General features: G+C 36.9%; 13 protein-coding genes. 3 read left to right on the plus strand and 10 right to left on the minus strand.

The window, feature by feature from the left end; genetic code table 11:
- Positions 1–6 precede the first annotated feature (6 nt).
- From ACJ2A9_RS02065 to ACJ2A9_RS02100, 8 genes are all read right to left on the minus strand, one after another.
- Entirely contained in the window at positions 7–420 is a 414-nt protein-coding gene (locus ACJ2A9_RS02065; protein ID WP_441419939.1) for a cobalamin B12-binding domain-containing protein, read from the minus strand.
- 40 nt (positions 421–460) lie between these two features.
- A complete protein-coding gene (locus tag ACJ2A9_RS02070) occupies positions 461–2,056 on the minus strand; it encodes an acyl-CoA mutase large subunit family protein (RefSeq protein ID WP_441419940.1) in 1,596 nt (531 codons plus the stop codon).
- A gap of 43 nt (positions 2,057–2,099) precedes the next feature.
- A complete protein-coding gene (locus ACJ2A9_RS02075; protein ID WP_441419941.1) occupies positions 2,100–3,236 on the minus strand; it encodes a CaiB/BaiF CoA transferase family protein in 1,137 nt (378 codons plus the stop codon).
- Between the two features lie 76 nt (positions 3,237–3,312).
- A complete protein-coding gene (locus ACJ2A9_RS02080) occupies positions 3,313–3,819 on the minus strand; it encodes a PaaI family thioesterase (protein WP_441419942.1) in 507 nt (168 codons plus the stop codon).
- 60 nt (positions 3,820–3,879) lie between these two features.
- Positions 3,880–4,581, minus strand: coding sequence for a GntR family transcriptional regulator (locus ACJ2A9_RS02085; protein ID WP_441419943.1), 702 nt, complete (start codon positions 4,579–4,581; stop codon positions 3,880–3,882).
- Between the two features lie 63 nt (positions 4,582–4,644).
- Positions 4,645–6,627, minus strand: coding sequence for a TRAP transporter permease (locus ACJ2A9_RS02090; RefSeq protein ID WP_441419944.1), 1,983 nt, complete (start codon positions 6,625–6,627; stop codon positions 4,645–4,647).
- Between the two features lie 63 nt (positions 6,628–6,690).
- Positions 6,691–7,707, minus strand: coding sequence for a TAXI family TRAP transporter solute-binding subunit (locus ACJ2A9_RS02095; protein ID WP_441419945.1), 1,017 nt, complete (start codon positions 7,705–7,707; stop codon positions 6,691–6,693).
- Between the two features lie 647 nt (positions 7,708–8,354).
- A complete protein-coding gene (locus ACJ2A9_RS02100) occupies positions 8,355–8,492 on the minus strand; it encodes a hypothetical protein (protein WP_441419946.1) in 138 nt (45 codons plus the stop codon).
- A 242-nt stretch (positions 8,493–8,734) separates the two neighbouring features.
- On the opposite strand from ACJ2A9_RS02100, the gene selD reads away from it, so the two are divergent.
- The 3 genes from selD (at position 8,735) to ACJ2A9_RS02115 (ending at position 11,645) form a co-directional block, all read left to right on the plus strand.
- Positions 8,735–9,790 carry a selenide, water dikinase SelD gene (selD, locus tag ACJ2A9_RS02105; protein WP_441419947.1) on the plus strand — a complete coding sequence of 352 codons (1,056 nt, stop codon included), beginning with the start codon at positions 8,735–8,737 and terminating at the stop codon, positions 9,788–9,790.
- A gap of 120 nt (positions 9,791–9,910) precedes the next feature.
- Entirely contained in the window at positions 9,911–10,666 is a 756-nt protein-coding gene (locus ACJ2A9_RS02110) for an AraC family transcriptional regulator (RefSeq protein WP_441419948.1), read from the plus strand.
- Between the two features lie 61 nt (positions 10,667–10,727).
- Positions 10,728–11,645: a DMT family transporter gene (locus ACJ2A9_RS02115; protein WP_441419949.1), complete on the plus strand. Its 918-nt coding sequence runs from the start codon at positions 10,728–10,730 to the stop codon at positions 11,643–11,645.
- Positions 11,646–11,678: 33 nt separating this feature from the next.
- Here ACJ2A9_RS02115 and phnC read toward each other — a convergent pair whose 3' ends face one another.
- The gene (gene phnC, locus ACJ2A9_RS02120; RefSeq protein ID WP_441419950.1) at positions 11,679–12,449 is read right to left on the minus strand and encodes a phosphonate ABC transporter ATP-binding protein; all 771 of its coding nucleotides are present in this window, start codon (positions 12,447–12,449) and stop codon (positions 11,679–11,681) included.
- Positions 12,450–12,460: 11 nt separating this feature from the next.
- The gene (phnE, locus tag ACJ2A9_RS02125) at positions 12,461–13,222 is read right to left on the minus strand and encodes a phosphonate ABC transporter, permease protein PhnE (protein WP_441419951.1); all 762 of its coding nucleotides are present in this window, start codon (positions 13,220–13,222) and stop codon (positions 12,461–12,463) included.
- Positions 13,223–13,224: the final 2 nt, after the last annotated feature.

A 13,224-nucleotide genomic window follows, 5' to 3' on the forward strand; every position in this document is an offset into this window, starting at 1 on the left:
CCCCCCTTACATCGCTTTAATATATTGTGGAGCCTCTTTTTGAATAAAGTTCACAATTTCATTGATTGAAGAGCCCATCGGGAAGACACCGTTTGCTCCAATTTCTAGTAATGTATTTACATCTTGTTCAGGAATAATTCCACCAACGACGATTAATACATCATTTCGCACTCCCTCATCTTCTAATCTATTTACTAATTTCTTAGTTAACGAGACATGGGCACCTGATAGAATACTTAAACCAATGACATGTGTATCTTCTTGAATTGCAATTTCTACGATCTGTTCAATGTTTTTTCGTAACCCTGTATAGACAACTTCCATACCTGCATCACGTAAAGATTGGGCAATTACTTTTGCACCTCGATCATGACCATCAAGTCCTGGCTTTGCAACTAATACACGAATCGGCATTTCCATATATATCTCTCCTAACATTGTTTATTTGATTGATAGATAATTAAAACGTTTTTGGTTCATTAAATTCACCAAAAATTTCACGCATAGCTCCCGTCATTTCCCCAACCGTTGCACCAACACGAACAGCATCGATTAAAAGAGGCATCAAGTTAACATTTCCTTCAGCACCACGCTTTAATGCAGAGATTGCCTTATTCACTTCACTATTACTTCTTTCTAACTTTAATTCTTTTAAACGATTTAATTGCCTTTGTAAAATATTAGGATCAGGCTGATAAATTTCCGTTTCGATCTTTTCGTCTTTTCTTGCAAATTTATTCACACCAATTATCGTCTTCTCACCTGATTCAATATTACGTTGTACTTCATAGGCACGTTTAGAAATTTCGCTTTGAATTATTCCACGTTCAATAGCAGGTATCATTCCCCCTAACCCTTCTATCTTATTTATGATTTTCAAAGCTTCTTCCTCTACTTTATTTGTAAGTTCCTCAACGAAATAGGAACCACCTAATGGATCAACTGTTTTTGACACTCCTGTTTCGTCTAAAATAATTTGTTGTGTTCGCAGGGCTAATTCCGCTGTGCTTTCAGATGGGATCGTAAACGCTTCATCCCATGCACATGTAAAGACCGACTGAACACCTCCTAATACAGCTGCTAACGCTTCAAAAGAAACACGAACAGTATTATTTAATGGTTGTTGTGCAGTAAGAGAACTTCCGCCACATACTGTTCCAAACTTAAACATCATTGTCTTTGGATCTTTTGCGCCAAATCGCTCTTTCATCAAATTCGCCCATATTCTTCTACCTGCTCGATACTTTGCTATTTCCTCGAAAAATTCAGTATGAGTGTAAAAGAAGAAGCTAAGCGACGGACCAAATTTATCAACATCTAAACCGCGGTCAAGTGCTGCTTGTACGTAAGTAATACCGTCTGCTAATGTATACGCAAGTTCTTGTACAGCAGAAGCTCCAGCATCTCTAAAGTGGGCACCAGCAATACTAATAGGCTTAAAGCGAGGTGCTTCATTCATACTCCATTCCAATGTATCTACAATTAAACGAACAGATGGTTCTGGTGGGAAGATCCAAGTACCGCGTGCTACATATTCTTTTAAAATATCATTTTGTGTGGTGCCAGTAATTTTCCGCCAAGGTACTCCTTGTCTTTCAGCAACAACAGCATACATAGCTAACAAAATCGCTGCAGTTGAATTAATTGTAAAAGATGTTGATATCTTATCTAACGGTATGTTATGAAAAAGAATCTCCATATCTTTAATAGAATCAATGGCCACACCAACTCTCCCAACCTCTTCCTCAACCATGGGATGATCAGAATCATATCCTAACTGTGTTGGGAGATCCAATGCGACACTTAAACCTGTTTGCCCCTGGTCTAGAAGGAAGCGATAACGCTCATTCGATTCTTCAGCAGTACCAAACCCAGAATATTGCCGCATTGTCCATGGTCTTTTCGTATACATACTTTTATAAATCCCTCTTGTATAAGGGTACTGTCCAGGTTCACCGATCCTTTCTTCATCGATACTAGTATTTTCTTTCGAATACAACGGTTCAAGTTCAATTCCTGATTCTGTTTTGAATTTTCCTGTCTCTGTCGCTTTCATGCAAATCCTCTCCTTTGAAAATGTATATTGTCGACATTATTTATTAACAAAATATTCCATTATGTTGGCCTAGTAACGGTGCTGGAGTAAATTTTTCGTCGCCTGCTTTCCCTTTTAGTTTTATGGGATTACCAATCGCTTTAACTTTTCCACATGTTGGATGATCCATCTCAATAACCATATTTCGTGCAAGAACCTGTTGATGCTGTAAAGCTTTGTCAATCGTTAAAACAGGAGCACAAGGTACACCAGCTTCTATTAATAAATCAGCCCAGTAATCGGTTGTATTTGTAATCAGTCGTTGTTTTATTCTTGTAATGATGTATTCTTTATTTTCCATACGACTTTTCATTTCTTTTAAATTCTCATCGTTACCTAAATCCCACAACTCCAATACGTCACACAGGATTTTCCAAAACTTATCATTCATTGCAGCAATCGTTATAAATCCGTCTTTTGTCGGAAAATTTTGTGCAGGTACAATCGATGGATGACCAGATTCGGGGATTCGCTTTGCAATATCGCCAGCATTTAAATAGTTAGCTGCTAAATACGTTAGCATGGATAACTGACTATCCATGAGGCTAACATCTAATGGTACACCTTCTCCTGTCCTCTCACGATGTAATAGCGCTGAAGCAATTGAAAAAGCTGCAAACAACCCACCTACATGATCGACCATAGAAATTCCTGTTTTCGTTGGCAGACCATTTGGTTCCCCTGTTAAGCTCATTACTCCTGTTAGTGCTTGAATAATATAATCGTATGCAGGCTGATCACGGTATGGTCCTGTATAACCAAAACCTGATATCGAACACGTAATAATATCAGGTTTTATTGTTTTTAAAATGTCATAATCAATTTTTAAACGACTGGTAACTCCAGGCCTAAAGTTATCAATAACTACATCAGCGTCTTTTACTAATTGATAAAATTGCTTTAATCCTTCATCTGTTGTTAAATCAATCGTTACACTTTTTTTCCCGCGATTAAGACTTAAAAAATAAACACTTTCCTCTTCAATGAAATGAGGCGGTACATTTCTTGCACTATCTGGCTTATTTGGATTCTCTATTTTTATGACATCACCACCGAGGTCAGCAATTAACATTGTGCAATATGGTCCTGACAAAAAATGAGTTAAATCTAAAATCTTAACACCTGATAACAAATTCAACATCCGTTTCCCCCCTGTTATGATTTATTTTTAAAAAATTATTAATATTCAGTAAGTTTTGTAGGTAATTTCAGTAAGTCTAGCTATTAACGATAATAAACGTTCCTAATGCTTGCGCAATCAGTGAACCACTCTCATCCTCAATACTACACTCACCAACAATTGTTTTTCCTCCTAAATGAAGAATCTTTGGTTTTGCTATGAGTTTTGCCCCTGATCCTTTTTTAATATAATTTATTTTTAATTCTAACGTAAATACCTTTTGACCTTCGCTAAGAGTATCAATCACTTTATAACCAATCGCAACATCAGCCAGTGTATAAAGAGCTCCTCCTTGAGCAACACCGTACGTATTTGCATTTTGTAAACCTAAATGCATGTATACATGATTTTCTTCCACAATTCGTTCAATCCCTAAAAATTGACCAAGGTAATGAAGCCCTCCGTCCTCTTTTGCAGAACGAAGAGACTCAAGTACATGTAAGACCTGCTGTAACTCTTCAACAGTTGAATTTTCTATGTTGGTATGTACCAACCTCGTTAAGACTCTTTTTTGTTGTGTCTCTTCTATATTATTCAGATTCATTTATAACCCTCACTTTCTCACCATTATCATTTCATCGGAAAAGTAAATGAGTGTCAGACGTTATTTTTTTATATATGTTTCTAATATAGCTAAAGCTCTATTTTCCTTTAAGCGTAAACTTTCTAAAATGCGAGTAAAGTTTCTTTCATTTAAACCTTTGAGCATTTCCTTATACTCTGATAAAGAATATTCTAAACTAGAAGGATAGGAAAGTGAGATATATCTAAATGGTGTTAGTTGCTTTTTAAGCTTGAAATAAATATCCCTTAATACATCATTATCGGAAAACGTAAAATATTTACTTTGCAGCTCATCTAAGAAAATATAGTAGCTTTTAATATCCTGTCTTTTTACCGCTTCCTCCATTTTTTCTACTAAAGAATCTAGCTCTTTTAATTGTTCTGGTGTGACCAAATCCATGACTTTTCTTAAAGCGATTTCTTGTAACCGATAGACAGTTTCATATAAATCACTTAATTCTTTTTTTGTATACTCTTTTACAAAAACCCCTCTTCTTGGAATGCGTTCAACAATTCCATCTTTCTCAAGAATATATAACGCCTCCCGAATCGGTGCGCGACTTGTTCCAAAGAAATTCGTTAATTCATTTTCCAAGAGGCGATCACCCTGTTTGAGAATTCCTTCAGAAATTTGACCAGCTATTGCTTGAGCTATTTTTTGAGATAAAGTAATATTTTCAAACTCATTTGATTGAAATCCTTCAAAAATAGCCCCAGTATGAAAACTATGTTCTTTTGACATCCTAACCACTCCTAAACCTTACTCTATACGTTTTACGCATGTTTCTATAAAGATAGTACCATATTACGATTTAGCTATTAGGTTTAATGTTTGACTATTTTGTTGTGAACTTTTCACTCTTCTCCAATGCAGTATCACAAGGATAGTAAGAAGAGATACCCCTAGTAAATCAGTACCCCATCCTGGAATAATTAAAGAAAATGCGGTAACTAAGGCAAGGAGTCGTTCAAATTTAGTTGTAGGTAAAATAACAATACCCATTGTCCCAGCAGCTAAAATGAGTACACCAACGAGTGCAGTAATAAAACTAAGAAGGATTTGGTGAAACTCTCCATTCATTAGTAAAACAGGATTATAGACAAACATAAATGGGATGATAAAGGCAACGATACCAATACGAAGTCCCTGTAATGCTGTTTTGCCCCAGCTTCCCTGTGATATCCCACACGCTACAAATACGGCTGCACAGACTGGAGGAGTTACCGCAGAAAGGGATGCAAAATAATATAAAAACAAATGTGCCGTAAGCCCTTCTATCCCCATACTAATTAAAGCAGGACCAACTACAGAGGCAGCTAAAACATAGGCCGCAGGAGTCGGTGCCCCCATCCCTAATATAACAGTAATTACCATCGCTAATAATAACGCAGGTAATAGCATGCCTTGACTCATAGTCATGACTACCGTTGAAAACTTCACACCTGCTCCACTAATATTAATGGCCATGACTAATGTTTGGGCGGCTCCAATCAGCATAACAATAGTTACCATATTTCGAGCACCACGTCCAATTGAAACAAATAGACGACTCAATGTATCCTTAAAGCTTTCTATTGAAGTTACATTACATACTAAGTACAACACTGCTGTTGCAACAAAGGCAAAGTAACCAGCTGTACCTGCAGTATATCCTTTGATCATTAAATACACCATAATTACCATTGGTATGAATAATGGCACGGTTTTTCTCCAATTAAAAGCCACCTTCCAAGTAGGGATTTCATCTTTCGGTACACCATGTAACCCATTTTTCTTGGCATAAAAATTAATTGATATCATTAACGAAATGAAAAACAATAGGGCTGGGATTAACGCGGCCATTGCCACATGAATATAATTAATTCCTAGTAGTTCTGCCATTAAGAATGCACCTGCACCCATTACAGGGGGCATAAACTGTCCTCCAGCAGATGCCATTGATTCCACAGCACCAGCAAAATTGCGATTGTAGCCTAAACGTTTCATTAATGGAATTGTAAAGTTTCCAGTCGTTGCAACATTGGCTACTGCACTTCCATTAATAGTCCCAAAGAACGCGCTTGTTACGCAGGCCATCTGTGCTCCACCACCACGCCACCGACCAGTCAGCTTTTTTCCAATGTCAAAAAATGTATCTCCTAATCCCAAATATAAAATAAGGGATCCATAAAGAATAAAAATCACTAATACATTTGCTGAAATCGACATAAGTTGGCCCCAAACTCCTTGCGTTCCTAACATAAAGACTTGGATAAACCTGCCGTAGTCTACACCGGGATGAGCCCAAATTCCCGGAAACATTGGACCAAAAAATGTATAGAATAACGCAACAATAATTAACCCTGGGATCACCCAGCCTAATGTTCTTCTCGCACCCTCGACAACCAACAGTAAAAGAATCGTCCCTAATACGATATCAAGATTGTTATATACACCATGATGCTCAACAATACGAGGATAGATTACGATCATATATACAGTAATAGCAACTGCTAATATTGCAAAAATAACGTCTACAGTAAACAAAACGCGATTTTTTTGCAATCGGGAATGACAGGCATACATAATAAAACATAAGAAAATTGCTCCGCCAAGATGAATTGAACGTTGTATAATTCCTGGCAATGAGCCAAAGCCCATCGTGTAAATATGAAATAGTGCCCAACTAAACCCGACAATACCAAGAATGAGTAAGTATGGCGTTGATAATTGCCTCGTTTTTGAACGATCAGAATGATTTTCAACTTCAAATAACTTTAGAAACTGGTTATAAAGTTGTTGGAACATATTTTCCCCCCTCCTTAAGAGGTCGTATACTCCTAACCAACGTTAGGAGTATACTGCCCACTCCTAGTTTACTTCTTCATATTCGGCCGGAATTAATTCTTCAGGAACATCTAATCCGATTTCTTTTAAAAATTGAACAGCACCAGCATGCAAAGGAATTGGTGAATTTAACGTAAGCTCAGGTAAGTTTATATCCTTTCCTGCTGGATATGAGCTTCCCCAAATGCCTTTTCCTTCATCAGACCACATTGCCGTCCACATTTTATAGCCAACTTCCTGTGAAACAGATTCATCTAATAGTGCTCCTAACATGAACTGAGGAGTTAGAACATCTTCATCAACACCTCGATATGAGCCACTTGGAATAGTAGCAATGCTATAATACGGTAGCTCTTGTTGAACTAATTCCGCTTGTTCCTCTGTAATCCCAAGTAAATTAATATCAACTTGTGCTGCGACTTGTTGCACATATGAATCAGGTGCAGCACCCGCCTTAGTCAGTCCATCAATACGGCGGTCTGAAAAAGCGTTTTGAGCATCAGACATACTTCCGCTATAATGATTTGTTTCAATATTTAATACATCAAAAATCTCCCGAATTGAATTTTCCGTTGTTGTACCAGAGCCCCCTAAAGAAAAATCCGCTTCTACTAGGTCTTCTAAACTTTCAATCCCAGTCGACTTATTGACAACAAAATTAAAAGGTGATGGCGCAAAGTACCATAATGCACGAATACTATCGTTTTTTTCAAAGTCATCCAAACCATTAAATGCTTTGTAATCGCTTACAGAGACACCAAGTGAAAAAGTTGACTCTCCTCGTGCTAGCCTTTCCATATTATCAGTAGCACCTCCTGTTTCAGTTACAGTAATTTGTAGCTCTGGAAACTGTGTACTAATTGCATTAGCTGCACCTACGAAAAATGCATAAAAGGAAGAGGAGCTATCTGTTGTTAATAAAGAAAACATATGCCTTTCTTCTCCATCAGCTGAGGACTCTGATGCCCCTGAAGAACATGCCGTTATAAATAGTAAACTTAGAACCATAAGCAATACTTTAATTGAACCAACCCGTTTCATAATCTGCTCCCCCTTAAATGATTATATTTTGTTTAAGAAAAACAAATTGATATTAGTTGTCTGTTCTCCCCCCTAACTCAGATATTTAGTATGCTTGTCCATTGCTAACTAAATCCATTGTTATAACTAAAGCTAGTAAATTATTATGTATAATGTCGACAATATTTCCTTGAACAAAGTATAGTACAATTTCAGAATTTTGTAAATATTATAACTATTGAAAAAAATAGGTTCTTTTGTAATATAAAAACGAAAGCCATTTATTTTTTTGACTTTCGCTTACAAAGCATTATCATTTTTTCAAAAAATTTTTTTTTGATATGTATAACCCTCCTCAAAACGGCAATAATAAATAACGTGAACGGCACTACACAGTGTCTTCACCCAAATCAAATACTTTCCTATATGCCATATCAGTTCGTTTAAGGCTCCAAATGTTTGCCTCAATTAAAGGGGTGGGTTAGCTTGAACAATTTAGTGATTTACACAGATTGTTAATGCAGTGACTTTACACTTTTGAAATGAGGTGTCTACAAAAGACAAATATCGTTTCGACCCTAGACGTAACAGTGATTGGAACTGATTAGGAAGATTGGTTTGGAACAAAAGAGGTGATCATAGGTGATCACCTCTTTTGTCATGTTCTATTATTGGTTCCCTGTGCCAAATAAACGTCTTTCTTTTTCTTCTTGTATTTTTTCCTTGTAACCTAATGCTACTGTTACTAAGTACATCGACAATCCAATGCCTGCTCCAATTCCTACACCTTTAAAAAATTTCCCCATGATACAATCCTCTCCCCAGAAAGATAATTTAACGCAAACCTTGACATAAAATTAGAAAATTTGCATTCTGCATTCTTACTATTATTTTAGAGAATTTTTACTATTTCCTCAATCAAATTTTTTGTGACCGAAATTTTTCCGGTTGTTTTCTAAAATAGATTTGTTTCCTTTAAATCTTTGGAGTATTATGATTGTGTTTTCGTGAAAAAAAAGCTTATACTAATGTTCAGGAGGTGTATAGTATGGACAGTCAAGAAGTGATTCGACTCACATCCTTATCTACAAAAGGGGGTTGAGGATGCAAAATTGGTCCTGAGGACTTGTCGCAAGTTTTGCGGCACTTACCAGAAAGAGAACATGATCCTAACTTGCTTGTTGGGCTTGATACATCAGATGATGCCGGAGTTTATAAGTTAACTGAAGAGATTGCGATCATTCAAACAGTTGATTTTTTTACTCCAATTGTTGATGATCCATATATGTTTGGTCAAATCGCAGCAGCCAATTCATTGAGTGATGTGTATGCGATGGGTGGAAAGCCAAAAACAGTCATGAACATTGTTGGTTTTCCCATTAAAAAACTAGGCGCTGAAGTGTTAGCACAAATTTTATGCGGTGCAGCTGATAAAGTAAAGGAAGCTGGGGCGATCATTGTTGGTGGTCATTCGATTGATGATCAAGAACCAAAGTTCGGATTATCTGTAACAGGTCTTGTGCATCCTGATAAAGTCTACAAAAATATTGGTGCTAAGCCAGGGGATGCAATCGTCTTAACGAAGCCACTTGGTGTTGGTATTCAAACGACCGCGATCAAAAATAACGCCTTAACAGATGCACAAATTGAAAAAGTGATGGAAACAATGGCAACATTGAATAAAGAAGCTGCTGAAGCACTGAACTCTTTCCATCCAAATGCAGTAACTGACATTACAGGTTTTGGACTTTTAGGACATGCGTATGAAATGGCTAGCGGCAGTCATGTAAGCATCACAGTCGCTCTTAACAATGTTCCTTTCCTTGATGGAACAAAAGAACTTGCTGAGAAAGGAATCGTTCCTGGAGGCTCAAAAGCAAATCATCGCTGGATCAAAGATTCTGTACATTACGATGAGGCAATAACAGAATTTGAACAATGGATGCTATGCGATGCGATTACATCTGGCGGCTTATTAATTAGCATGCCTAAGGATGAGGCCAATGACTATGTAAAAGCCTTACATGACCAAGGAACAACGGTTGCGGCTATCGTCGGTGAAGTTAATGAAAAAAGCGAAAAAGCCATATATGTGAGTAAGTAATCTCAAAACAAGACCATCAAAATCGATGGTCTTGTTTTTTTCTATCAATATTCAAATTAATAAAATTTAAAGTGCATTATTCAATTCTTATCAAGTAAAATGAAATGGGAGGTGTTCACTTTGTCAATTTTTCATACGATTTGCGAAAGAAGATCGTATTCAAATAAAAAAGATAGCCATGTACATGATTATTTCCAACTTCTATTTCCGCTACACGGCTGCCTTTATATTGGAACTGCCAACAAAGAATTTTCTTTAACCGAACAAGGGTTACTGTTTTTACCACCTCAATGTGAACATACTTATTACTCAATAAATCGAAATGAATTTATCGTATTAGATATACCTAGGATGCTTTTCGATAATAAACCTAAATATCCAACCGAAGAAATTTTACTCAAAAACGATGAAAACTGGCAAGCGATTCGTACGCTTTTAATGAATGAAGCAGAAAAAGGGGCAAGTAATAGCGGACTAAATGATTTAATGCATTATATTTCTCGACTTTTACGAGAACATTCTACACCACCATCGATTCAATATATCCATGAAAACTATCATAAACAAATGTCCATTGAAACATTGGCTAGTCTTGAACATTATCAAGTAAACTATTACGGGCAATGGTTTAAAGAAGCCTATGGTGTTACACCTACTAAATATATCCAATCAATTCGACTTGAGAAAGCAAAACAGTTACTACATAACACGGATTTATCTTTACTTGCAATAGCCAACCTAGTGGGATATGAATTTCAATCTTCCCTAACTCGCCTGTTTCAACAATATGAGCAAATGACACCTCAGCAATACAGACTAACTTCACGCAAAGCAAATAAAAATGAGATAAAAATAAGCTTAAAATTGGATAAGTAAAACCTTATAATTAGTGATACATTTATTTCATAGAATCTTTACTGATAAGGAGGTTTTTTATTTGAAAGCATATCTCGGCCCAATGTATTTAGCATTAGCAGCTGCCATTTGGGGAGGCCTATATGTTGTTAGTAAGTTTACCTTAGATACGATTCCACCAATGACATTGCTCTTTATTCGTTATCTTATGGCATCCGTTGTTATGTGGCTAATTTGTCTTTACTATCAAGTGCCATTACAGCTAAAGCAATATCGTGGTTTATTAATTCAAATCGGCTTTATTGGTTATTTTCTTTCCATTGCAGCACAATTCATTGGAACAAAACTTACTTCGGCGCATATGGGTTCACTAATCACGACACTATCACCTTTATTCTTATCTATATTTGCCATCTTTTTGTTAAAAGAGAAAATGTCAAGAAATCAGGTATTCTCAATGTTCTTAGCCATCATTGGTATATTTGTCATCGTTGGGATTCCAGGTGCAAATGGGGGTTATAGTGATCAAGGATTAGGTATCATTGTGTTACTTATTGCTGCATTAACATGGGGCTACTATTCTGTTATATCTAGGAAAGCTTCACGTTATTATTCACCAATTCAAATTACAACAATCGGAATTTGGTTAGCGACAATCATAACATTCCCAACCATTTTTTTTGAAATGAATCAATGGCATTACCAAGACTTATTTACCGTTCCGGTTATTCTTAGTACATTGTATATTGGAGTAATCTCAACTGCCTTAGCATACTTCAGCTGGAACAAAGGTCTGCAATTAACTCCGGCACACCAAGCAGGTTTATTTTTCTTTTTGCAGCCTGTTGTCGGCAGTTTGTTTGGCTGGATATTCTTAAAGGAACAATTAAGTGTTACTTTCTTTCTTGGCAGTATTTTTATTTTAATCGGTGTCTACTTAACGATGAAAACAGAAAAACATTCCTCCATTTCGAAAGAAACAAAAACAGAAACAGCCTAGTCACTTCAATGACTAGGCTGTTTCTGTACTTATTCATCCTTGCATGGAAACTAATGCATCTTCTTTCTCTGTATCATAGATTTCATGGAAAATGGATTCACTGAATTGTTCAGGCTTGCCATCAAAAATTAATTCCCCTTGCTTTAAAGCGATGATTCTTGTGGCATAACGCTGAGCAATGTTAACATCATGAACATTGATAATCGTTAACAGCTCGCGTTCATAATGAAATCGTTGCAATAGCTGAAAGATTTTATTCGATGTACCAGGGTCGAGACTTGCCACTGGCTCATCGCCTAAAAACAGCTTTGGTTGCTGCACTAATGCCCGAGCAATTCCAACACGCTGTTTTTGCCCCCCACTAAGTGCCTCAACTCTTCGCTCGGCAAAATCAGCAAGTTCAACATCAGCAATTGCTTGATAAGCTACCTTTTTTTCCTCTTCAGAAAAAATACCAAACAAGTTTTTCATCGGATCACGTCCGCCAAACGTTCCTGTTAAGACATTTTGCAGGACGCTTAATCGTGGAATCAAATTAAAATGTTGAAAGATCATCCCAATTTCTTTACGGACATGTCGCAATTCCTTTTCCTTTAGTCCAGAAATCTCTTTTCCCTGCCAAATCACTTCGCCGCTTGTCGGCTGCTGCAAGCCATTAAGACAACGAATAAATGTCGACTTTCCGGCCCCGCTTTTTCCTAATATACAAACAAATTCCCCTTTTTTAAAAGCGACGCTAATATCTTTTAAAGCAAATTCTTTCGCCTTTGGATAACGTACAGATAATTGATTAATTTTAAGCATTTTGATCTCTCCTAAATTGCCCGTTTGCGAATTTTTCCACCTACGAAATCGACAAGGATAACTAGAACGCTAATCATCAAAATATCAAGGGCAACAGACTTATACTGCATGGTCTGGAAATGGTTAAACAATTGCTGACCAATCCCCCCAGCTCCTATGAAACCAAGAATAAGTGATGTCCTGATAGCTACTTCAAACCGGTAAAAATAATGTGACAATACATTAGGCCAAATTTGCGGCAGAATGGAAAAAAGAACGGCGACCCATCTTGTTGCACCAACAGCTTTCATCGCCTCCTGTGGACCGTGATCAGCAGACTCAATCAGTTCCGAAATCAGTTTTCCAAGAACACCTACATTGTGAAGCATTATTGCAATCACTGCTGGAAATGGTCCAAGACCTACAGCAACAACAAAAACAAGACCAAAAACAATTTCAGGTATTGAACGCAACACACTTAGCGATGCTCTCGTCGTACTAAAAAAAATCGGGTGGCGACTTGTATTATAAGCCGCCATAAAACTGATTGGTAAAGCAATTATCAAGGCAATAAACGTCCCTAGAAAAGCCATTGCCAACGTGACAAAACTCTCTTCAATCAACTTAGGAAGAATCGACCAGTTTGGCGGAAAAAAACGTTCCTGTACAAAGTAAAAGGCATTAATAAACTGCTCGAATTTGTGTAACTGAAAATCAGTCAACCGCATACTTATCCAAATAAAAAAGATAAGAATAAGCCCTATAATGATATAGCGTCGTTTAAACCAAACCAAAC

The organism is Anaerobacillus sp. MEB173, assembly GCF_052119505.1.
Taxonomy (GTDB): Bacteria; Bacillota; Bacilli; order Bacillales; family JBJMAU01; genus JBJMAU01.